The 22,972-nt window shown below is 37.8% G+C and carries 25 protein-coding genes; 11 read left to right on the top strand and 14 right to left on the bottom strand.

Annotation, left to right across the window (positions count from 1 at the left end; translation table 11 throughout):
• Positions 1 to 14 precede the first annotated feature (14 nt).
• The 4 genes from PERMA_RS08575 to PERMA_RS08565 are packed head-to-tail and all read right to left on the bottom strand — an operon-like array spanning position 15 to position 2,660.
• Positions 15 to 512 (bottom strand): DUF4149 domain-containing protein, encoded by a 498-nt coding sequence (locus PERMA_RS08575; RefSeq protein WP_012676495.1) that lies wholly within the window; start codon positions 510 to 512, stop codon positions 15 to 17.
• Complete coding sequence (ndk, locus tag PERMA_RS08570; RefSeq protein ID WP_012676408.1) at positions 505 to 927, bottom strand: nucleoside-diphosphate kinase; 423 nt, start codon at positions 925 to 927, stop codon at positions 505 to 507. Before ndk ends, PERMA_RS08575 begins: the two co-directional genes overlap by 8 nt.
• Before the next feature lie 13 nt (positions 928 to 940).
• Complete coding sequence (locus tag PERMA_RS10925; protein ID WP_012675576.1) at positions 941 to 1,063, bottom strand: hypothetical protein; 123 nt, start codon at positions 1,061 to 1,063, stop codon at positions 941 to 943.
• The gene (locus PERMA_RS08565) at positions 1,044 to 2,660 is read right to left on the bottom strand and encodes a sodium-dependent transporter (RefSeq protein ID WP_012676340.1); all 1,617 of its coding nucleotides are present in this window, start codon (positions 2,658 to 2,660) and stop codon (positions 1,044 to 1,046) included. The genes PERMA_RS10925 and PERMA_RS08565 overlap by 20 nt, the downstream gene beginning before the upstream one ends.
• Before the next feature lie 104 nt (positions 2,661 to 2,764).
• Here PERMA_RS08565 and hemA point away from each other — a divergent pair, with 104 nt between their 5' ends.
• Genes hemA through aroA form a run of 5 tightly spaced genes read left to right on the top strand, consistent with a single transcriptional unit; the run spans position 2,765 to position 7,293 of the window.
• The gene (gene hemA, locus PERMA_RS08560) at positions 2,765 to 4,081 is read left to right on the top strand and encodes a glutamyl-tRNA reductase (RefSeq protein ID WP_012675992.1); all 1,317 of its coding nucleotides are present in this window, start codon (positions 2,765 to 2,767) and stop codon (positions 4,079 to 4,081) included.
• Between the two features lie 2 nt (positions 4,082 to 4,083).
• On the top strand, positions 4,084 to 4,596 hold the full coding sequence (gene lptC / locus PERMA_RS08555) for an LPS export ABC transporter periplasmic protein LptC (protein WP_012675990.1): 513 nt from the start codon (positions 4,084 to 4,086) through the stop codon (positions 4,594 to 4,596).
• Positions 4,597 to 5,067 (top strand): lipopolysaccharide transport periplasmic protein LptA, encoded by a 471-nt coding sequence (lptA, locus tag PERMA_RS08550; protein ID WP_015898884.1) that lies wholly within the window; start codon positions 4,597 to 4,599, stop codon positions 5,065 to 5,067.
• Positions 5,067 to 5,987 (top strand): ExeA family protein, encoded by a 921-nt coding sequence (locus PERMA_RS08545; RefSeq protein WP_012675895.1) that lies wholly within the window; start codon positions 5,067 to 5,069, stop codon positions 5,985 to 5,987. Before lptA ends, PERMA_RS08545 begins: the two co-directional genes overlap by 1 nt.
• Positions 5,988 to 5,994: 7 nt before the next feature.
• Positions 5,995 to 7,293 (top strand): 3-phosphoshikimate 1-carboxyvinyltransferase, encoded by a 1,299-nt coding sequence (aroA, locus tag PERMA_RS08540; protein ID WP_012676333.1) that lies wholly within the window; start codon positions 5,995 to 5,997, stop codon positions 7,291 to 7,293.
• On the opposite strand, the gene PERMA_RS08535 is transcribed toward aroA, so the two are convergent.
• From PERMA_RS08535 to leuC, 5 genes are read right to left on the bottom strand one after another with little or no spacing between them, the layout of a single operon-like run.
• Entirely contained in the window at positions 7,294 to 8,307 is a 1,014-nt protein-coding gene (locus PERMA_RS08535; protein ID WP_012676902.1) for an LptF/LptG family permease, read from the bottom strand. It abuts the gene before it with no gap.
• Between the two features lie 22 nt (positions 8,308 to 8,329).
• Complete coding sequence (gene mltG, locus PERMA_RS08530; RefSeq protein WP_012676145.1) at positions 8,330 to 9,310, bottom strand: endolytic transglycosylase MltG; 981 nt, start codon at positions 9,308 to 9,310, stop codon at positions 8,330 to 8,332.
• A complete protein-coding gene (gene ruvX, locus PERMA_RS08525) occupies positions 9,303 to 9,731 on the bottom strand; it encodes a Holliday junction resolvase RuvX (protein WP_012675569.1) in 429 nt (142 codons plus the stop codon). Before ruvX ends, mltG begins: the two co-directional genes overlap by 8 nt.
• Positions 9,728 to 9,922, bottom strand: coding sequence for a YgaP family membrane protein (locus tag PERMA_RS08520; protein ID WP_012676197.1), 195 nt, complete (start codon positions 9,920 to 9,922; stop codon positions 9,728 to 9,730). Before PERMA_RS08520 ends, ruvX begins: the two co-directional genes overlap by 4 nt.
• A gap of 21 nt (positions 9,923 to 9,943) precedes the next feature.
• On the bottom strand, positions 9,944 to 11,230 hold the full coding sequence (gene leuC, locus PERMA_RS08515) for a 3-isopropylmalate dehydratase large subunit (protein WP_012675775.1): 1,287 nt from the start codon (positions 11,228 to 11,230) through the stop codon (positions 9,944 to 9,946).
• 228 nt (positions 11,231 to 11,458) lie between these two features.
• On the opposite strand from leuC, the gene PERMA_RS08510 reads away from it, so the two are divergent.
• From PERMA_RS08510 to folD, 5 genes are all read left to right on the top strand, one after another.
• On the top strand, positions 11,459 to 13,702 hold the full coding sequence (locus PERMA_RS08510) for an NADP-dependent isocitrate dehydrogenase (RefSeq protein WP_012676672.1): 2,244 nt from the start codon (positions 11,459 to 11,461) through the stop codon (positions 13,700 to 13,702).
• Positions 13,703 to 13,816: 114 nt separating this feature from the next.
• Positions 13,817 to 15,127 (top strand): ATP citrate lyase citrate-binding domain-containing protein, encoded by a 1,311-nt coding sequence (locus tag PERMA_RS08505; RefSeq protein ID WP_012676068.1) that lies wholly within the window; start codon positions 13,817 to 13,819, stop codon positions 15,125 to 15,127.
• 29 nt (positions 15,128 to 15,156) lie between these two features.
• Positions 15,157 to 17,007, top strand: coding sequence for a citrate/2-methylcitrate synthase (locus tag PERMA_RS08500; protein WP_012676740.1), 1,851 nt, complete (start codon positions 15,157 to 15,159; stop codon positions 17,005 to 17,007).
• A gap of 72 nt (positions 17,008 to 17,079) precedes the next feature.
• Entirely contained in the window at positions 17,080 to 17,319 is a 240-nt protein-coding gene (locus PERMA_RS08495; protein WP_012676402.1) for a hypothetical protein, read from the top strand.
• A 9-nt stretch (positions 17,320 to 17,328) separates the two neighbouring features.
• A complete protein-coding gene (folD, locus tag PERMA_RS08490; RefSeq protein ID WP_012676915.1) occupies positions 17,329 to 18,213 on the top strand; it encodes a bifunctional methylenetetrahydrofolate dehydrogenase/methenyltetrahydrofolate cyclohydrolase FolD in 885 nt (294 codons plus the stop codon).
• Here the strand turns inward: folD and PERMA_RS08485 are convergent.
• Genes PERMA_RS08485 through PERMA_RS08465 form a run of 5 tightly spaced genes read right to left on the bottom strand, consistent with a single transcriptional unit; the run spans position 18,161 to position 21,999 of the window.
• The gene (locus PERMA_RS08485) at positions 18,161 to 18,808 is read right to left on the bottom strand and encodes a DUF502 domain-containing protein (RefSeq protein ID WP_049756071.1); all 648 of its coding nucleotides are present in this window, start codon (positions 18,806 to 18,808) and stop codon (positions 18,161 to 18,163) included. The genes folD and PERMA_RS08485 overlap by 53 nt on opposite strands.
• Positions 18,808 to 19,674, bottom strand: coding sequence for an SDH family Clp fold serine proteinase (locus PERMA_RS08480; protein ID WP_012676578.1), 867 nt, complete (start codon positions 19,672 to 19,674; stop codon positions 18,808 to 18,810). The genes PERMA_RS08485 and PERMA_RS08480 overlap by 1 nt, the downstream gene beginning before the upstream one ends.
• A 16-nt stretch (positions 19,675 to 19,690) precedes the next feature.
• Positions 19,691 to 20,371: a dUTP diphosphatase gene (locus PERMA_RS08475; protein ID WP_012675457.1), complete on the bottom strand. Its 681-nt coding sequence runs from the start codon at positions 20,369 to 20,371 to the stop codon at positions 19,691 to 19,693.
• Between the two features lie 10 nt (positions 20,372 to 20,381).
• Positions 20,382 to 21,422, bottom strand: coding sequence for a galactose-1-phosphate uridylyltransferase (gene galT, locus PERMA_RS08470; protein WP_012676546.1), 1,041 nt, complete (start codon positions 21,420 to 21,422; stop codon positions 20,382 to 20,384).
• Positions 21,423 to 21,450: 28 nt separating this feature from the next.
• Positions 21,451 to 21,999: a DUF507 family protein gene (locus tag PERMA_RS08465; protein ID WP_012675941.1), complete on the bottom strand. Its 549-nt coding sequence runs from the start codon at positions 21,997 to 21,999 to the stop codon at positions 21,451 to 21,453.
• 73 nt (positions 22,000 to 22,072) lie between these two features.
• Here PERMA_RS08465 and truD point away from each other — a divergent pair, with 73 nt between their 5' ends.
• Positions 22,073 to 22,966, top strand: coding sequence for a tRNA pseudouridine(13) synthase TruD (truD, locus tag PERMA_RS08460; protein ID WP_012676329.1), 894 nt, complete (start codon positions 22,073 to 22,075; stop codon positions 22,964 to 22,966).
• Positions 22,967 to 22,972: the final 6 nt, after the last annotated feature.

Below are 22,972 nucleotides of genomic sequence, written 5' to 3'. Positions count from 1 at the left end.
GGAAGTTACTAAAATTAATCCTCTTTTTTTCTTATCTTTAATAAGAAATGCTGAAAAAGATAGATCTCGAGTATGAGATTTATCAGATTGATTGAACTTGAGACAGCATGAACCTTTTTAAACTTATCTTTTACTATTTTAGCCTCTTCCTTTTTGTCTTCCTTAAGGAGAGTGTAATACTGGATATTTAACGATCTGGCTATAGGAAGAACCGTTTTATGTAATGCCATATTCAGTATTATTAAAAGTCCAAGTGCTACAACAAAAAGTTTAAACTTCTTTATTATCTCTTTATTTTTAACAGTTTTAAGGGCAAAAAGTGAGTATACAGCTATACCTAAAATCCATCCTGATGAAAAATAATAGGGGAAGATCAGATTCATGATCTCCCCTGCATGTCTGTTATCTAAATTTGAGAAAAGAACAGGTGCTACTATAAATGTTAAAAATATATTGAATCCTGCTAATACTCCAAGAATAAACAGGATCAGAAGATCAATGATCTTACTCAACAATCTCTAACCTGCTGAAGAAGAATGGTATCTCAACTTTGGCAGACTCCGGTGAGTCTGATCCATGAACAGCATTTTCCCCTACATTAGTTCCATATAACTTTCTTAACGTTCCCTCTTCAGCTTCCTCAGGATTTGTTGCGCCCATTATCTCCCTTATTCTTGATATAGCATTCTCTCCTTCCCATACCATAGCAACAATAGGTCCTGAAGACATAAACTCACAGAGTTCATCATAAAAAGGTCTGTCCTTATGGACGATATAGAACTGTTGAGCCTGTTCTTTTGTAAGCTTAAGCTTTTTCAGTGCAACAAGCTTAAAACCTTTCTCCTGAACATGAGCTATAATCTTTCCTTCAAGATTTCTTCTTACTGCGTCAGGTTTGACAAGCATAAGCGTCCTTTCCACCGACATTAAAACCTCCTGATCATTTGTTTTTCTTATTATTATACAGTATCTTGTAGAATGAATATATATTAAGTGTGAGAACTATTCCCCAGGAAACAGCCATAAATAGAGCCCCGTAACTGTTAAGAAGATGTCCTTCCATACTTTCTCTCCCATGATTTTTTAACGAGAACAACACCAAGAATGAAAACGAAAAGTATGAACAGCCTTGCTATCCAGCCGTTTATATGTTCAGGTATAAACTTTGCTGGAAGCGTCGTAACAAACCACCATAAAAGTATAACTATCAAAAATAATGGAGCTATATAGGACAGGATGTAATAAAAAATCCTTGGGATCTTTATATCAGCATACCTGTTAAGCTCTTTCCAGGCATACTCAGGTGAATGTTTTAAAACGATAAAGATTTTTGATAATAAAGACTTTTCCTGCAATTTCTCACTCAGCTGGGGGATACCAAGTATCCATACAAAAGTTATAACCTCAAAAAGTGCAAATATCACAAGGGCAAAGGTTCCAACCCAGAAATCAAGCTCATCTAAAGCTCCCTTTAAAAATATAGGTATATGTGAAGAAACAAATAGAAAAGCTCCAAGATATTTAACAGCTCTATCCCTTGACAAACCAAACTCATCTTCAAGGAATGCCATGGCAGGCTGCATAAGCGCTATAGAAGATGTTATACCTGCAAAGAATAAAAGTAAAAACCATAGAAAGCCAAAGAATGCACCGTAAGGTATGTTTGCAAATATAGCAGGTAGAGCCATAAAACCAAGATTAAACGCTCCCTCTGATGCTATATACTGTGTTCCCGCAATCCCGAAAAATATAACAGATGCTGTTATAGCTATTGAACCACCAAGAATAACCTCTGCAAACTCATTAACAGATGCTGATGCAAGACCGTTTAAAGCAACATCACTTTTAGGTTTAAGATATGAAGCGTATGTAAGTATAGCCCCAAAACCTATACTTAGAGTGAAAAATATCTGTCCAGCTGCCGCAAGCCATACCTTAGGATCCTTTAATGCTGAGAAATCAGGATTCCAGAGGAAACCAAGTCCATCAAGGAAGTTTCTTCCATCTGGAGATGTAAGTGTGAAAACTCTTATAACAAGTATGATAGCCATTATGAAGATCAGGGGCATAGCAAACTTCGCCACCTTCTCAATACCTGCAGAAACTCCCCTGTAAATTATGTAAAGATTCAAAAGAAGTGTTACAAGAAAGAAAAGGTACGTCTCTAAAGGTGGAGTGAAAAATATATCACTCCCTGAAGATGCACCTATAATACCACCGAGAAAATCATTAAAAGGCTTAAGGTAATCTTTAATATCAGCTGTGAGAGGTGTGCTCGGAACCTCATTTATAAGATGAAAAAATGAGTATATTAGTGTCCAGGACTCTATATAAGTGTAATAAACAACAACAACGAGAGGTATTAGAACACCAAATATCCCTATATATTTTGCCAAAGGATGTCTCCATATAAGATCAAAAACGGCGACAGCTGTTCCGTGTCCTCTCTCTCCACCATACCTTCCAAGTGCCCACTCAACCCAGATTAAAGGTATACCAAGGAGGATAAAAGATATCATGTATGGGATCATAAAAGCTCCGCCACCATTATCGGCAGCCTGAACGGGGAATCTCAGAAAGTTTCCAAGTCCAATAGCATTTCCCGCCACTGCAAGTATAAGTCCGATCCTTGTTCCCCACTGCTCTCTCTTATGAACCATTAATTTTCTTTCTCCTCATATCCAAGATTTGACATATAACATTTTTATTTCATATTATAATACTTTAAGGGATTGTTTTACATATATTAAACAGCTGGTGAGAGATGGAAATTTTTGCTGTAGGACTGAACTACAAGACGGCTCCAGTAGATGTAAGGGAAAAGCTCGCTATATCTGAAGATCAGCTATCAGGTCTTTTAAAGAAAATATCAGAGATTAACTCCATATACGAGGTCTCAATTCTATCAACATGTAACAGGGTTGAGATATACGGTGTAACAGATGATCCGGATGATGCCTTTAACAGGATTGTTCAGATACTGTCATCATACTCAGGACTTCAGAAAAATGAGCTTGAGAAGTATCTTTTCAAACTCACAGGTAGAGAGGCTATAAAACATATATTCAAGGTTTCAGCAAGCCTGGACTCAATGGTAATAGGAGAACCACAGATAGTATGCCAGTTTAAAGATGCTTTCACAAAAGCAAGGGAAGAGAAAACTGTAAGACATATTCTCACAAGACTTTTTGATAAGGCTCTGAATGTTTCCAAAAAGATAAGAACATCAACAGGGATAAGCAAAAGAGCCGTATCAATAAGTTATGCTGCTGTAGAGCTTGCAAAAAAGATATTCGGAGACCTATCAGACAAAAATGTTCTCCTTTTAGGTGCAGGTGAGATGGCCGAGCTTGCAGCGAGGCATCTCTCATCATCAGGAGTTAAACATATTTTTGTATCAAACAGAACATTTGAGAAGGCTGTCCAGCTTGCTGAGGAGTTTGGTGGAAGTGCTATAAGGTTTGATAAGCTTTTTGAGTTTTTACCTGAGTCAGACATAGTTATCGTATCAACAGGGGCTAAAGAGCCTATACTGAGAAAGGAGCATTTTGAGGAGATAAACAGGATAAGGAAAGGTGATCCTGTATTTATAATTGATATATCTGTCCCGAGAAATGTTGCTGAAGATGTTAATGATGTTGATAATGTATACCTTTACAACATTGATGATCTCAAGGTTGTAGTTGATAAAAACCTTGAGGAAAGAAAACTTGCAGCCCTTTCTGCCGAGATGATGCTTGATGAGGAGGTTCACAAGTTTGAGCACTGGTTAAACCAGTTAAAGGTCGCACCTTTAATAACAAAAATAAGAAACTACGCAGACGAGATAAGAGAGTACCAGCTTGAAAAGCTTTTCAACCAGATGCCTTACCTGAATGAGAAGGAGAGGGAGAATATAGATCTTGCTGTCAGAGCTATAATAAACAAGCTTCTCCACAGACCTACAATGTACATCAAGGATAAAGCATCCAAGGAGAACAAAGATTTTTATGTTGATATCCTTGATGAGATGTTCAGCTCAAAATGGGATCTGAGAAAGCTTAAGGAAAAAGAGAAGAAAAAAAATGTTAAGAAGGACTGAGAGTGAAAAGGCATATAATATCACTCTCCATCATATTTCTTACAGCTGTTTTCATCCTTAACGAGATAAACAGATACATACTTGAGGAGAAGCTGTCAAATATAAAATACTCAGATGCACAGATAAACGATTTTCTGCTAATAGGTAAAAATGGAGACAGCTTTTTACTGAGAGGGGAAAGGCTGACAGAAAAAAGGGACAGAATACTTATAGACATATTTGATCTGGATTATATAAAGGAGAAAGAAAAGTTCAAGATAAAGGCTGAAAAAGGGATATACTTTAAGAATAAAAATGTTCTAAAACTTATAAAGAATGTTAATATCCAGACAGACAGGTTTGTAATGAAAACACCACAGCTTTATATATTCACAAAGGAGAGGGTGGCAAAAAACAACAGTGATGTTCACCTTTACTCCGATAGGATGGTAACAACAGGAAAAGGGGTTTTTATTGATCTGAAAAATGAGAGAATGATAATAAAAAATGCAAGAACGGTGTTCAGAGGTATATAGATGGTGAGACTAATCCTTATATTTTTTATGTTATTCAGCTTCGCTTATCCACAGGAAGAGAAAAAGGAAGAACCGATACTTATAGAAGCAGATGAGCTTGTATATAATAAAAATGAAAATACAGCTGTTTATAAGGGAAATGTAACTGTAAAAAAGGGAAACCTTACAATAAATGCCGAAAAGATGATAATCTATTTAAGTGAAGAAGGTGATATATCAAGGATATATGCAGAGGGTGATGTTAGATTCAAAAAGGGGAACAGATCAGGAAGCAGTAAAAAGGCTGAGTATATTAAAGATAAAGATATTATAGTTCTGATTGACAAAGCAAAACTGATCCAGGAAAAGAATATAATTGAAGGGGACGAGATCATATACCATTTAGATACTGAAGTTGCAGAAGTTAAAGGAAAGGACAACAAGGTAAGAACTGTTATATTTCCAGACAAGATAAAAGAAAAGGAAAAATAATGACATACCTTGAGTTTTATGGGCTTAGGGAAGATCCTTTTAAGATAACACCTGATTATAAGTATTTTTATCCATCCCACTCACACAGACTTGCAGATGAACTTCTGAACTACGTTATAAAGCATGGTGAAGGTTTCTGCGTAATAATAGGTGAACCTGGAACAGGGAAGACAACTGTAATAAGAAAGTTTATAGCGTCCCTTTCAGACAACATTATATACGCATTTGTTCTTACACCGAATCTTTCACCTGAGGAGTTTTTAAATGTTGTCCTTGATGATCTAGGACTTGAGATAAACACAACATCAAAGAATGAGCTTATAAAAAAGTTCAGAGATTTCCTTGAGAAGAAGGTGTCTGAAGGGAAAAAAGTTCTAATAATAGTTGATGAGGCACAGAACTTACCTGTTGAGACACTTGAGGAGCTGAGACTCCTTTCAAACCTTGAGACGGAGAATGAAAAACTCGTCCAGATAATCCTTCTCGGTCAGCCTGAGCTTGATAAAAAACTTAAACTTCCACAGCTCAGACAGTTGAACCAGAGAATAACAAACAAGGTATATCTCAGACATCTAACACTGGATGAGACGGAGAAGTATATAAAACACAGGCTTATGATAGCAGGTGGTGGGAATGTAAGATTTACAGAAAACGCTGTAACAAAGATACATAAATACTCAAAAGGAATACCAAGGATAGTAAATATACTGGCTTCAAGATCATTAATGTCTGCATTCATGACAGGATCATTCTTAATAAAACCTGAGAATGTTGAGGCTGCGAAGGAGACACTAAATCCGGACTTTTTGATAGAGGACAGATTTGGATTTTTATCAAAGGAAAAGATTATAATATCTTTACTTGTTTTACTGAACCTGACAGGTATTGCATACATAATATACAGAATATTCTTTCAGTGAGGTTTGAATGGAGAAGGAGATATCTAAGGTAAGTAGAATAAAAGGGGAACTTAGAGTTCCTTCAGATAAATCAATATCCCACAGATCAATAATACTTACATCTCTTGCAGATGGTGTCTCAGTTGTGAAGAACTTTCTTAAAGCAGGAGATACATTAACAACATTAAATGTCTACAGGAAGTTGGGAGTTTCTATTATTGAGGAAAAAGGCGTTCTCAAGATAAAAGGTGTTAATCTTAAAGGCTTTAAAGAGCCTGAGGACATACTGGATATGGGAAACTCAGGGACAACAACAAGGCTGACACTTGGACTTCTATCAGGTCAGGAGTTCTTCTCCGCTCTAACAGGTGATGACAGTCTTAGACAGAGACCTATGGGAAGGGTGGCAGATCCTTTAAGAAGTATGGGTGCAAAGATAGATGGGAGACAGGACGGAAAACTTCTACCTCTATCTGTTAGAGGATCATCACTTAAAGGGATACAGTTTTACAACAAAAGATCAAGTGCACAGGTAAAATCTGCACTTCTTATTGCAGGACTTTTAGCAGAAGGGAAAACAAAAGTTACAGAGCCATACATATCAAGGGATCACACTGAAAAGATGCTTGATGCTATGGGGGCTGATATACATATAGAAAGGGACGATGAGTACTCAGTGACTATCTCAGGATCAAAAAAACTTGAAGGTATAGAGATTGATGTTCCAGCTGATCCATCTTCTGCAGCATTTTTTGCAGCTGCTGCTGTTCTAATACCTGACTCTGAGCTTTTACTTAAGGATGTTCTCATAAATCCAACAAGGGATGGATTTTTCAGAAAGCTTAAAGAGATGGGAGGAGATATCCGGTACACAAATATAAGGGAGAAGGCAAAGGAGCCTGTTGCGGATATCTATGTAAGATACTCACCCGACCTTAAAGGAATAAGGATAAAAAAGGAAGATGTTCCATCAATGGTTGATGAGATACCTCTCCTGAGTATAGTAGCAACACAGGCTGAAGGAGAGACGATAATAACAGGTGCTGAAGAGCTGAGGGTAAAAGAGAGCGACAGAATAAAGGCTGTTGTTGAAAACCTTAAAAATTTAGGTATAGATGTTGAGGAGCTACCTGACGGAATGGTGATAAAAGGAAAGCAGAAGGTAAAAGGCGGCGTTGTTGACAGCTATAAAGACCACAGAATAGCTATGGGATTTTCAATATTAGGTCTTATATCTGAGGAAGGGATAAAGATAAAAGATGCCGACTCTGTATTTATATCCTATCCAGAGTTTTACGAACATCTTGAAAGGATAATATCAAACTGATCACTTTCTGTAGAAATAGTAAGTGATTGATGAGAAATAGGCTAAAAGGACAAAAGCGTAAACAGACGGATCAATCTTACCTTTCCCTATAAGCTTTATAAAGTAGAAGTTCAAAACAAGATAAACTATAGATATAAGAACTGTTGTTGCTATAACGCTGTCCTTACCTTTCTGGGTTTTTATTCCTACCATAAAACCTAAAACACCAATAAAAAGAAATGGAAAAGGGAAAAGAATCCTGTCAGTTAAGACAGAAAGGGCTCTATTCTTATCCTTTTTACTTTTCTTAATTATCATCAGAAGATCTTTATTTCTGTAATCCTCTATAGAGTACTTTTTTAGGTACTCAACATCTATATTAAATCTGTAACTTTCAAATCTTAAAATATTAAAACCCTTTTCATCAGGTATCTGTATATAGCCCTTCTTCAGAAAGAATGTTGTTGTATCAAAAAAGGCTTCCTTTGCAGATATTGTCTGTCCCCTTTCCCTGTTATATATAAAAACGTTCTCAAATCTGTTCCCTTCCTTCTTCTCTGTATAAATCGTAACATTGTCTGAAAGCTGAAAGAAGTTCTTTTCCTGAACAGCATCAAGGAAGTATCTTTTTATATTCAGTGTTATAAATTTTGCCCTTTCCCTGTTTGCATAAGGTACCACAAACATACTTACAATCAGAGATACTGTAAAGATGATCAGTGAGATAACAACTAGAGGTTTTATCAGCTGACCTTTAGTTATACCTGCTGAGTAAACCGCATATATCTCCCTGTTTTCCCTCATATTGAAACCAAGGAGAGCTGTTGAAAGGAAGAAGGCAAATAAAAGCTGAAACTTTAAAAAAGACAGGTTCATAAGAAAGAGAAGTTTGAAGAAGTTTGTTATATCGGCATGGTACATAACTGAAGGAAGATGAAGAAGCTGTGAGGACACAATAACTATGGAAAATACAGCTATAAGCACCAGAAAGTTCTTTAGTATATTTTTAGTTATGTATCTGTAGAGTATCTTCATTTCCTGATCATTCTATCATAAATCATCTGTATTTTTTCAGCTTTCTAAGGTGTTCTCTGTACGTTTTAGAAAAAATGTGTCTCTTTCCGTCAGGTGAGAAGTAGTAAAGGTAATCTGTCTCTCTGTAGTTTAAAACAGCTTTCAGACTCTCAAGACTGAAAGATGATATAGGAGTTGGTGGAAGTCCCTTATTTATGTAAGTGTTATAAGGCGAATCAAATCTCATAATATCACCACCGAGCTTTCCATCCCATCTCCCTTCAAGTTTTAGACTGTATATAACGGTAGGGTCTATCTGTAGGGGCATATTTTTCTTAAGCCTTTTTATTATTATTCCGGCAATAACAGGCTTTTCTTCATCAACAGGGCTTTCCTTCTCAACCATAGAAGCTATTATCATACCTTTGTAAAATGCTATCCCCTTTTTCTCAAACTGTTCCTTAAAAGGAAGATATTTTTTCTTAAACTCCTTCAAGAATGCTTTAACGATATACTCTACATCAGAGTTTTTACTGAGAAAATAGGTTTCCGGTGGGAAGTAACCCTCAAATGATATGCCTTTAAGACCAGACTTTTCCACATTCTTTCTATTTAAGACATAATCCAGAAATTCCCTTTTTTTCACAAAACCTTCACTCTCAAGTTTTTCAGCTATATCAAAAAGATCTTCTCCAGGGATTATAGTAAATGGGTATATCTGCTCCCTTCCCTCATAGAGTATATCCCACACATCTTTAACTGAGTAAGCTCCTTTAAACCTGTAGTAACCGGCCTTTAAAGGCTTATTCCTTAAAAGGCTGTATATTAAAAAAATATTTCCGTCCTTAATAATCCCTTCTTTCTCAAGTATGGAAGATATCTCCTTTAATGACTTTCCCTTCTGTATGAAGACCGTTTTTTCCTTCCCAACAGGATGTGGAATGATTATGTAGATATACATTAATAAAGCTAAAAAGAGAGCTGTGGATATGAAGAAAAAGGTATACTTCAGTAACCTAACCATTCATGTACTGCTTCTTTTCAAGGTATGTTTTAAGTATATAAACAGCAGAGAGACTGTCTATCTTTTCCCTCTTTTTTGATCTTTTACCTGTCTCTTTAAGCTGTTTCTCAGCAAGCGATGTTGTGAACCTCTCATCAACAAACTCTATCTCAACATCCTCAGGTAGATAGCCTTTCAGCTTCTGTGCAAACTCTTTGGTCAGCTTAGCCTGTGTTCCCTCTTTACCTTTAAGTGTTAAAGGTAGCCCTATAACAACAGTTCCTATATCGTACTCTCTCACAACATCCCTTATCTTCTCAAAGGCATGCTCATCATTATCTATATATGGAAGTGGATTTGTTGATATACCAAGGGGATCGCTGTAAGCGACCCCTATTCTTTTAGTTCCAACATCTAAAGCGAGTGTTCTTTTTCCCTTCAAGCTTCTTTCAGGTCTTCTCCTTTAGAACTCACACCTGCAAGTGTGTAAAGTGGGCAGAATGTTGTGATAGCTGTGAGTATAAGAACAAAACCAACAACCTCACCTATCACCCATGCACCACCTTTCTCAATACCGAGGAAGATAAGAATTATCCCAATTAAAACCCTGACAACAGCATCCCAAAAAGCCATATCAAACTACCTCCTTTATTTTTAAACTACAGCTTCAGCCTTTGTCCCGACAACCTCATCAGGATGTGCTATTCTTCCAAGTACAGCTGAAGCTGCAGCCACTGCTGGACCTGCAAGGTATACCTCACTGTTTGGATGGCCCATTCTTCCTGTAAAGTTTCTGTTGGATGTTGATACGCATACCTCACCTTCTGCGAGTATTCCCATATGTCCGCCTAAACATGGACCACATGTTGATGTGCTAATGAGACAGCCTGCATCTGCAAGTATCTCAAGTATGCCCTCATGTAAAGCCTGTTTGTATATTCTGTCTGAGGCAGGTATAACGATACATCTTACATCGGGATGAACCTTTCTTCCTTTCAGTATGTGAGCCGCAATTCTGAGATCTGACATCCTTCCATTTGTACACGATCCTATAAATACCTGATTTATAGGCTTTCCAGCAACCTCAGTTACAGGTTTGACATTTGATGGAAGGTTTGGAGCTGCAACAACAGGCTCAATCTTTGATGCATCAAACTCATACTCACAGCAGTATTTTGCATCAGGATCAGCCTTCAGCATTCTTAAAGGTCTGTCTGTTTTGTCTTTAAGCCATTCTAAAACCTTCTCATCAGCCTCCATAATAGCATTCTTACCACCAGCCTCAATAGCCATATTAGCTATCGTAAGTCTGTTTTCCACATCAAGTGCCTGAATAGCCTCTCCGTGGTACTCCATAGCTCTGTATAAAGCACCATCAACACCTATCTCACCTATAACTGTAAGAACAAAATCCTTTCCACCAACCCATCTTTGAGGTTTTCCATAAAATGTGAACTTCATTGTCTCAGGAACCTTCAGCCATGTCTCCCCTGTAGCAAATATGTATGCTATATCTGTAGATCCAACACCTGTTGAGAAAGCTCCCAAAGCTCCGTAGGTACATGTGTGTGAGTCTGCACCCATCACAAGATCACCGGGAACGATGAATCCTTTTTCAGGTAATATCGTATGCATAACACCGCTGTCCTGGCCTTCAAAATAGTTTTTTATTCCCATCTTTTTTGCAAAATCCCTTGATATCTTTATCTGCTGTGCAGAGAGTATATCCTTAGGTGGGAAGAAATGATCCATAACAAGTGCTATCTTTTCAGGATCGTGAACTCTGTCTATCCCGTATTTTTCAAGCTGTTTTATTGCAAGGGGAGCTGTTATATCATTTGCGATTGCAAGATCAACCTTCACAGTTACAAGTTCACCTGGTTCTACAAAGTCTCTTCCAGCATGCTCTGCCAGTATTTTTTCTGTTAAAGTCATACCCATAAACGTATCCTCCTGTATCTTTGTTTAAAAAGTTAAGTATATATTATATGGTTAATCCTCAGGTATATCAAAGATAAAATTTATCTATCAAACAGAGGTTATATTTTTACAACGCAAAAATTAATAGTATGATATTAATGTTCAACTTGAACAAAAAAATCAAACAGTGTTATATTTTTTTGTGTATAATATTAAAAAAAACCAAATAAACCAAGGAGGATTAAAAGTATGGCAAAAGCTACTATCGTATGGACGAAAATTGATGAGGCTCCAGCCCTTGCTACATACTCACTTCTTCCAATTATGAGGGCCTTCACAAAAGATGCAGACATCAATATTGAGTTAAGAGATATCTCCCTCGCAGGAAGAATAATCGCCCAGTTTCCTGATATTCTTCCAGAAGACAAAAGAATTCCTGATGAGCTTGCCTACATGGGAGAGCTTGTGTGGAAACCAGAAGCAAACATAATGAAACTCCCGAACATCTCAGCTTCAGTTCCACAGCTTAAGGAAGCTATAAAAGAGCTTCAGGAGCAGGGATACCCTCTTCCAGATTACCCTGAAAACCCACAGACTGAGGAAGAGAAAAAGATAAAGGAGAGATACGATAGATGTGTAGGATCTGTTGTTAACCCAGTTTTAAGACAGGGTAACTCAGACAGAAGACTTGCTGCCGTTGTTAAAGAGTACGCTAAGAAGCATCCTCACAGACTCAAGGAGGTATCACCTCACTCTAAGTCTCACGTTGCACACATGAAAGAAGGTGACTTCTACCAGCATGAAAAGTCTGTGATCATAGAGAAGGATACAAAGATAAAGTATGTGTTTGAAGACAAAAATGGAAACCAGACAGTTCTTAAAGAGGTTGAGGTAGGAAAAGGTGATGTTGTTGATGCAACATACATGAACAGAAAGAAACTCAGAGAGTACTTTGCTGAGGTTATAGATAGAGCTAAAGAAGATGATATCCTCTTCTCTCTCCACGTTAAGGCTACTATGATGAGGGTTTCTGACCCAGTAATATTTGGTGACGCTATAAGAGTTTACTACTCAAAACTTTTTGAAAGACATGCTGATGCTATAGAAAAGTTAGGATGGAAACCAGAGTTTGGAATGCAGGAGCTTGAAAACAGAATTGAGTCTTTACCAGAGGAAGAGAAAAACGCAATAAAGAAAACTATAGAAGAGATCTACAAAGAAAGACCAAGAATGTACATGGTTGATTCTGACAAAGGAATCACAAACCTCCATATGCCAAACGATGTAATCATTGATGCTTCAGTTCCTGCAGTTATTAAAAACGGCCTTCAGGGATGGGGCCCTGACGGAGAAACAGATGACACAGTTCTCTGTATCCCAGACAGATCATACGCAACAATGTATAAGGAGATCATTGAAGATATAAAAGCCAGAGGCCAGTTTGACCCGACTAAAATAGGAACCGTTCAGAACGTTGGTCTTATGGCAATGAAGGCTGAGGAGTACGGCTCTCACGACAAAACATTCTTCCCACCAGCTGATGGTAAGATGAAAGTTGTTGATGAAGATGGAAATGTTCTTATGGAACACTGTGTAAATGAAGGAGATATTTACAGATCTTGTATAACAAAAGATATAGCTATAAGAGACTGGATAAAGCTAGCTGTAAACAGGGCTAAGGAAAGCGGATATCCAATCGTTTTCTGGCTTGATGAGTACAGAGCACACGACAGAAATCTTATAGAGAAAGTTAAAGAGGAGCTTCCAAAATACGATCTTTCTGATGTTGACTGGTACATAAAAGCTCCAGCTGATGCTATGAAGTTTACACTTGCAAGATTCAGAAATGGTGAGAACACAATCGCTGTTACAGGAAACGTTTTAAGGGACTATCTTACAGACCTCTTCCCAATCATAGAGGTTGGAACATCTGCAAGATCACTCTCTATAGTTCCACTTATAGCAGGTGGTGGTGTTTTTGAGACAGGTGCTGGTGGATCTGCTCCAAAACATGTTGAGCAGTTCATAAAAGAAGGTCATCTCAGATGGGATTCATTAGGTGAGTTCTTAGCCTTTGATGAATCTTTAAGACTTGCTTACAAACAGCTGAAAACACTCCATGAGAAGGACAACCCAAGAATACTGGTGATAGCTGATGCACTTTCAAAAGCTATAGCAAAATACCTTGATAACGATAAAACTCCAAAGAGAAAGGTTGGTCAGCTTGACACAAGAGGTTCCCACTTCTACCTTGCACTTTACTGGGCTGAGGCTCTTGCTACTCAGAATGAGGATAAGGAGCTTGCCGAGAAGTTCAGCAAGGTGTACGCAGATCTCAAGGAAAATGAAGAGAAGATACTCTCCGAGATCGCTGCTTCTGAAGGAAAACCAACAGATATAGGCGGATGGTACCATCCAGATGATGAAAAGGCTGAAAAAGCTATGAGACCTAGTGAAACATTCAACAGGATAATAGATGCTCTGCTACAGTAATAAAGAAAACATACAGATAAGTTTACTTTACAAAAGGGGCGTTTCTCTCTCTGTGGGGGGACGCCCCTATTACGTTGTTACTACAATTTAAATCTCAGTAAAAGGAGGATATAAATGGCTCAACGAGGTATTAGGGAGTACGATGGAAAAAGGATCTTAGCCCAGAACTGGGATGAGTATTTTGACGGTGCATTCCAGTACGATTTTAAATCCGTCCTTATAACACCGGATACAGATCTGGATAAAGTTCCTGAAGAACATCCATGGGTTAAAGAAATGCCCCTCGTAGCAAAACCTGATATGCTTTTTGGTAAAAGGGGTAAGTTAGGTCTTATATTTTTCAAAAAGGAAAAACCAGGCGATGTTACATGGGAGGATGTTAAAGAGTGGATAAAACAGAAGATGTCTGAAGAGATCGAGATAAATGGAGTAAAAGGACATCTAACACACTTCCTTGTAGAACCTTTCGTTCCACACAAACCTGAGGAAGAGTACTACGTTGCTATAACAACAGGTGAGGATGAAGATATTATCTATATGTCAGCATTCGGTGGAATAGAAGTAGAAGAAAACTGGGACAAGGTTGTTGAGGTTAAGATACCTGTTACAGCATCTGATGAGGAAATAAAAAAACTTATTGAAGAGAATGTTCCAGCAGATATAAAAGATAGAGAGAAGTATGCAGATTTCGTTTTCAGACTTTACAAGCTTTTCAGAGATCTACACTTCACATACCTTGAGATCAACCCGCTTGTGATGGTTGACAGCAAAATATACCCCCTTGACTTTGTTGGAAGGGTTGATGATACCGCACAGTTTGTTGCAGGAAGAAAATGGGGAGATCTTGAGTTTCCCGCAGGATTTGGAAGGGATCTTACACCTGAAGAGAAGTATATCAAAGAGATGGACGAGAAATCTGGTGCATCTTTAAAACTCACAATTCTGAATCCAGAAGGTAGAATCTGGACACTTGTTGCAGGTGGTGGTGCATCTGTTGTTTATGCTGACACAGTTGCTGATCTTGGATATGTTAAGGAACTTGCAAACTACGGTGAGTACTCAGGTAACCCATCAAGGGCTGAGACAAGGGAGTATGTTAAAACAGTATTTGATCTTATGACAAGATCAAAACACCCAAAAGGACACAAGATTCTCATAATCGGTGGTGCTATAGCTAACTTCACAGACGTAGCTAAAACATTTGACGGAATTATAGATGCTATGAAAGAGTACGCGGACAAACTGAGAGAGATAGGAGTGAGAATATACGTTAGAAGAGGTGGTCCAAACTACGAGGTAGGTCTTAAGAGAATAAAAGAAGCTGCAGAAGAGTTAGGTCTTCCTATTGAGGTTTACGGACCTGAAACTCATATGACTGAGATTGTTAGAAAAGCAATAAAAGAAGCAGAAGAGATAGCTGCATAAATTTAAAACACAATAAGGAGGTTTAATAAATGAGCAAGCCTGACTACTTACTTTTTGACAGAAACACAAAAGCTATATTCTGGAACTTGAACAGAAATGCTATCCAGAGAATGCTTGACTACGATTATGTAGTCGGAAGAGATCCATCTATAGTAGCTATTGTTGCACCAACACAATCAAGAAAATTTGATAAATTCTTCTACGGAACACAGGAGATAATGATCCCTATCTATAAATCAACTCCTGAGGCTGCTGAAGATTTCCCTGAGGCTGACGTTCTCCTTAATTTTGCCTCTTTCAGAACAGCATATGATGTAACAATGGAAGCTTTAGACATACCTACAATAAGAACAATAGCTATAACAGCTGAAGGTATACCTGAGAGATTTGCAAGAATTATGAGAATTAAGGCTAAGGAGCTTGGGAAATGGATAATAGGTCCGGCTACTGTTGGTGGTATAGCTCCAGGTGCTTTCAGAATAGCAAACACAGGTGGAACAATTGAAAATATAGTAAACTCAAAGCTCCACAGACCGGGCTCAGTTGGTCTCGTAACAAGATCAGGTGGTCTTTTCAACGAGCTTTCAAATGTTATAGCAAGAAATGCTAACGGTATAGCTGAAGGTATAGCTATAGGTGGTGACAGATATCCGGGAACGGACTTCCTTGACCATATGCTCAGATTTGAGAAAAACCCTCAGGTTAAGATGATGGTTCTTCTCGGTGAGGTTGGTGGAGAGCTTGAGTACAGAGTTGCTGAGGCTATAAAAGATGGAAGGATAACAAAACCAGTTATAGCGTGGTGTATCGGAACAATATCTAAATACTTTGGTGGTGAGGTTCAGTTCGGACACGCAGGTGCAAAAGCCGGTGCTGAAAGAGAAACAGCTGATGCTAAAAATGAAGCTTTAAGAGAGGCTGGAGCCTATGTTCCAAAATCTTTTAACGATCTCCCTGAGCTTATAAACGGCGTTTATGAAGAGTTACACTCAAAAGGTGAGATAGCAGATATACCTGAGCCAGAAGTTCCTCCAGTTCCAGAAGATTATGCTAAAGCTGTAAAAGCTGGAAAGGTAAGAAGACCTACTAACTTCATATGTACAATCTCAGATGATAGAGGTGAAGAGGCTACATACTGCGGTGTTCCTATATCAGAGGTTGTTGAGAAGAATTACTCTATAGCCGATGTTATAGGTCTCCTCTGGTTCAAACAGAAGTTCCCTGACTGGGCTTCTAAATTCCTTGATATGGTAATAAAGGTTGTTGCAGATCACGGACCTGCAGTTTCAGGTGCTCACAATACAAAGGTGACAGCGAGAGCCGGAAAGGATCTTATGTCATCAATAGTTACAGGTATACTAACAATAGGTCCAAGATTTGGTGGGGCTATTGACGGAGCAGCAAAATACTTCAAAATGGCTAAAGAGAAGGGAATGGATCCTGTTGATTTTGTTGATTATATGAAAAAGGTTGAGAAGATACCTATACCGGGTATCGGACACAGAATTAAATCAACTAAAAACCCAGATAAAAGGGTTGAGCTTTTAAAGAACTTTGCAAAAGAGAACTTCCCAAGCACTGAGCTTTTAGATTACGCACTTGAGGTTGAGAAGGTTACAACATCAAAGAAAGAAAACCTGATACTTAACGTTGACGGAACGATAGGTGTTCTCCTTGTTGATATGTTTAGAGCTTTAGGTTACTCTGATGAACAGATAGATGAGCTCATAAATGCTGGAGCGTTTAACGCTTTCTTCGTTTTAGGTAGAACTATAGGGTTTATCGGCCACTACCTTGATGAGAAAAGACTTGATATGCCTCTATACAGACACCCAACAGATGATATTCTGTACGATGTTAAAAGGCCTGAAGGGGCATAAATCAGAGGGGGCTTTAAAGCCCCCTTTTTTCATTTATAATATATATACCTAAAGACAGTTTTAGAGGCAGTATTGAAAAAAAATCTCACAGTTAATCTGGAACTTTTTGTACTGGAAAAGAAGATAACAACAGAAAGTTTAAAGGAGAAAGATCAGTTTGATCTTAAAAACAGCCAGTTTATAGGAAGTCTTAACAGAACCCCTGTCTACAAATTCAAACTGAAATCAGAAGATGGTATGTTTATTGCCCAGATAACAAAGATACTTACAGAGAACGAATCGGAAAAACTGAAAGAAAAATTCTTTATATAGAGGTATAGAATGCCGTTAATACTGAATGGAAAAGAACTATCCGAAACGATAAAAAAAGAGCTAAAACTTGAGGTTGAGAGTTACATCTCTAAAGGTCTTAGAAAGCCTGCACTTGCTGTAATACTTGTAGGTTCAGACCCTGCAAGTAAGGTGTATGTAAGAAGAAAGAAGGAATCCTGTGAGTATGTAGGTATAAGCTCTCTCTCATTTAACCTCCCTGAAAGTACAACAGAGGTTGAGCTTTTAGAACTTATAGGGAAGTTAAATGGTGATGATGATGTTGATGGGATACTTGTTCAGCTTCCTTTACCATCACATATAAACACGCAGAGGGTTATAGAGGCCATAAACCCTGAAAAAGATGTTGATGGTTTTCACCCACTCAATATGGGAAAACTTGCCACAGGTAAAGATGACGGTATAATCCCATGTACTCCTCTTGGGATATGGATAATGCTTAAACATTACAGGATAGAAACATTCAAAAAAGATGTTGTTGTTGTAGGTGCAAGTAACATTGTTGGAAAGCCTATGTCACTTCTATTTCTTAAAAATGAAGAAGCAACAGTTACAGTATGCCACAAAAATACAAAAAATCTTAAAGATCATACACAGAAAGCTGATATTCTTGTTGTTGCTGTCGGAAAACCTAAGCTGATAACAGATGATATGGTAAAGGAAAACTCAGTTGTTATTGATGTTGGGATAAACAGACTTGAAGATGGAAAGATAGTGGGAGATGTTGATTTTGATAATGTGAAGGATAAGGTATCTGCTATAACCCCTGTTCCTGGTGGTGTTGGACCTATGACTGTTGTATCACTTCTTATTAACACACTGTCTATATATCGGAAGAAGCACGGTTTTTCTCCCCATCCTTTAACAGAAATCTGACGCTGTCCTTCGTAACAAGACCTCCTGACAGAATTATCCTTGTAGCTTCCTCAACAGACAGGTCTGTATGGATCGTCTCACTTTTTTTAACAAATAGTGTGTAACCTGAAGTTGGGTTTGGTGCTGTTGGAACATAAACGAGATAGTACTCCTCACCATTCAGTTCAACCTCATTTGCAACAAAGCCTATTGAGAGCATACCTTTCCTTGGAAAATCAACAAGAACGGTTTTTGAGAACTTTCCTTTACTGTTAAAAAGGTTTTCCATCATCTGTTTTATAGAGTAATAAACGGATCTCACAAGTGGAATACGGTTTATGATACGATCCCAGTAATCTATAACTTTCTTACCAAAATAGTTCTGAGCTATAAGACCTGTCACAAATATAAGAATAAGCGTAAGAAGTATCCCAACACCCGGGATATTCGGTATAGGTATGATATATCTTATATATGGGAGGATAAGACTGTTAACAAATGTTAAAAGCCATATTACAAGCCATACTGTTATCGCTATAGGTATGAATACAAAAAGTCCTGTTATGAATATATCCCTTATCTTTAAGACAGTCCACTGTCTTTTCCACCTTCCCATTAACTTCTACCACTCCCTGTAGGCTGACTGTTTCCCGGTCTCTGATAGGGAACCGGTATATACTGAACCGCAGGTGTTCCGGCAGGCTGTGGATACAGATCCATAAGTGCATAAACCTCTTCTGGAACATCAGTTGATATCTTGAGACCTAAATTCTTTAGATACTCAACAGTTAGCGGGTAATCATGTGTCCATCTTCCCTGTGACAGCTCTTCAGCTATCTTTGAGGCTGTTTCCTCATCATACCCTTTCTTCAAAAGAATACCTTTAACATTCTCATACATCTGTTTTAAGGCTTTCTTACTTATATCTATCTTTATCAGAGTTTCATCATCTATATCCTTCGGTTCTTTAAGTTTTTCAATATTTACTATTGATGCGGCAGGCTCCTGACCGAGCTGAGGATCTACAGGACCTAAAACAGCATGTTCGTCCATTATTATCTCATCAGCAGCAAGAGCTATAAGTGTTCCTCCAGACATTGCATAATGGGGTATTATAACCCTTACAGGTGCTTTATGATCAACAAGAGCCTGTGCTATCTGTGTTGCGGCAAGTGCAAGACCACCGGGAGTATGTATTATAAAATCAATAGGCATATTGTTAGGTGTCATTCTTATAGCCCTTAAAACCTGCTCAGAGTCCTCTATAGTTATAAATCTCATCATAAAAAAGCCGAGGAGAGATCTTGTCTCCTGTCTGTGTATCATAGTGATAACTCTTGATTTCCTTCTTGTTTCTATAGCCTTTATAAGCCTTTCCCTGCTCCACTCTAATGTCTGGGCCTTTATCATGGGGAGTATCAGCAAAAATATAAATATAAGCCAGAATATCTGACTTATAATTAGTCCACCTGTAGGATCCATCTTTTCCCTCCATTAATTATCTGTGTAAATGTTCAAAAGCTTCTCTTATCCTCTCTTCAAGCTGGTCCTTATCATTTACCTCTTTTACTATTTTAAACAGATACTGGTTATCCTCAAGACCGTTAATAAGCTTTCTGTACTCTCCTTTGTTGTACCCTTTCTCCTGCCTTATATGATTCAGAATGTTTTTACCTGTGTAAAGAAGGTAGAGCTCATCAAATGAGATAGTGTTTTTCACAAGGAGACCAAAGAAAAACACACCTTCATTCAGATTCTCCTTCAAAAATCCTTCAGCAACCCTTTCGGCGAGAAAGATTATCTTTCTGTAAGTATCTGTTTCCCCAAGATAATGGTTTATATACTCTCCAGGTATATCTATATTGTGGAAGTCCTCTTTTACCCCTTTTATGAACATATCCACAGGAAAACTTTTTACAGCCTCCTCAGGCTTTTCATAATCCATAAGTATATAAGACATTATAAAATGCCATATATCAACAACCTCAATCTTAACATTATCCATATCAGCTTCCTGTTTTTTCCACCATTTCCATGGGAGACTGTCGACAAGCTCCGCACACTCTATCCATGTAGCCCTCGCAAAATCCTCCTTTGATCTAATATCTCTCCAGTTCTCATTTATCTTCCTGTTAAGTCTGTCCTGAAGCTCAAGCATATCAAGTATCTTCTCTCTCATAACCTCTCCTTTAATCTATATTTATCTCCCTTAAATACTTCGCTGCATCCTCAGGTGGTGTTGGGTTTATAAAAAACTCCGTCCCAAGTTCAAAACCTGCATGTATGGCCATTCTTGGAAATATCTCAACATACCAGTGAAAAAGTCTGTCCATCTGGTAAAAGTAGTCAGGATCGTAGGGAAGATCTCTTCTCGGAGGTGATGTATGAAGCATCATATTGAAAGGTGGGTTTTTTAAAAGTCTGTCAAGCTTCCTTACAGCCACTCTTACAGCCTCAGAAAGTGAGAATATCATATCATCATCAATTGATGGAAAATCATCAGAATGTATCTTTGGAACTATCTTCAGCTCAAAGGGAAATGCAGATGCAAAAGGTGTGTATACAATAAAATGATCATTATCATGAACAACCCTAACACCCTCTCTAAGTTCAAAGCTTACCTCATCACACAGGAGACATCTCTCCTTCTCCCTGTAGTAATGTCTGCACTGTTTTATCTGTGTCTCAACCCTTTTTGGTATTCTTGGAAGTGCTATAAGCTGGGAGTGTGAGTGGTAGAGACTTTTGCCGGCCTCCTTACCGTGATTCTTAAATATCTGTACATAATATATATTCCTCTCACTGTATATCTGCCTCATCCTTTCCCTGTATGCTGTGAACATCAGAACAAGATCCTCAACGGAAAAATCGTTTATATGCTTTTCGTGGTCAGGTGTGTCAATAATAACCTCATGAAATCCGTAACCACCCATAAGATCATGGATAGCCTCAGATGTTCTGAAAAAAGGCTCAGAGGGTTTTAATGCTGGAAATTTGTTTGGGATTATCCTGACCTTCCATCCAGGCTGATCTGGTTTTGTTCCCGGATCTCTTATCGCAAATACCTCTGGAGGTGTGAGATGCTCATGTCCAGGTTCAAATGGACAGCTCTTTTTATCTACTTTTTTTTTATCTTCCCAGATTAAAGGGTAATCATGTGGTCTTTTTGCCCTTTCTTTTGATATTATTACCCATGTATCATTCAGTCTGTTGTACCTTAGTTCAGGCATTTAAGATCTCCAGATATTGAGAGAAAAACTATAGTAATCCCCTTCTCTTCAGTGCGTCCTCATATATCCTGTTGTAAAGTATCCTCCACTCAGGTGTTCCCTCAAGGATCTTTTTAGAGTAGGACTTTATTCTCTGTCTGACCTCCCTGTCTATCTCCTTCTCCTCTTTAACAAGCTGTTTTAGAATCTCAAAAACCTTTCTTCTTATCTTGTTTGGATGTTCAAATATCTCGATTGTAGGGTCTGTCTCTATATACTTTCTTATCTGGTGTGCAACCTGATTCATTCTCTCTTCAGGATCAAGATGTATATTTCTCTCCTCAGCAAGTTTTTCCTTCACTTTTAAAACGGCAGTTCTGTATCTTATATCCTCAGACTCTATAAGATGCATATGCTGTTCAACAAGCTTTTCCGCCTGTTCCTCTATCTCTTTTTCCTCTGCTATAGCCTTATTTATTATCTCAAGAAGATCTTTTTTAAATTTTTCGTTATCTTCAGCTTCTACATAATGTTTATCTGAAAGTTCTTTTATTATATTCTCAACTATTCTCTCAACCAGCCTCGCTGGTATTTTCATTAAATTCCTCCTGCACCTTTTTCAGTTTTGTTATTATATTACATTTTATATATTTTTCAAAACTGGCAGGATTATGGAAAAAACCGTTTTTAACTGGAATTTAAAGGAAAAACCTGAAGATTTTATAGTGAGTGAGGTGGCAGAACTTCCTGTAAATGAAACTGGAAATTTCTACCTTTATATGCTCATAAAAAGAAATATGAACACAAAGGAGATAGCAGGGAGATACAGACTGGGTTATGCAGGTCTTAAGGATAAAAATGCTCTGACCTTTCAGTATGTATCATCTGAAAGATTTTTAGGAGATATCCTCAGAGAGAAAAAAGACAGTGAAACATTCTTCATACTTTACCTTTTGGGGAAGATAACTAAAAGGATAAAAATTGGACAGCTTAAGGGAAACAGGTTCTCTATAAAGCTTAAACATAGAGATATAAAAGATCAGGACTGGTTTATAAACTACTTTGATATACAGAGGCTTGAGAGGAACTTTGAAAAAGGTAGGAAGGTTTTAATGAGTATTCCCCCTGAAACAAGCTGGAAAAAGCTAAGCTGGTTTGAGAACTTCTATATAGATGCATATCTGAGTTATCTCTGGAATAAAACGTTGATGAGATTTCTCTCTGAAAACTTTGAAGGATACAGGATATACGAAAAAACATTCGGATTTTTTATACCTTTTACAGACTACAGATATCTAATGGAAAATATACCAAAATTCTGGCCTATATTAGGTTACAAGGTAAAGATGAAAGATTATGAGATAAAAGTATACTCAGATATTCTGAAAGAGGAAGGTATAGACCTGAAGGAGATACTGAGAATACTTAAAGACCTCAGAATAAAGGGGGATTACAGGAAGACTTTTTTAAGAGCTGAGGATCTTGAGATAAAAGGTGATAGAATTCAGTTTTTCCTCCCAAAAGGTGCTTATGCAACTATGTTTTTAAAGCATATCTTTAAATAAAAGGGA

Source organism: Persephonella marina EX-H1 (assembly GCF_000021565.1).
GTDB classification, from domain to species: Bacteria; Aquificota; Aquificia; order Aquificales; family Hydrogenothermaceae; genus Persephonella; species Persephonella marina.
The sequence above is the reverse complement of the archived record's forward strand: the minus strand, read 5'-3'. Positions and strand labels throughout refer to the sequence as shown.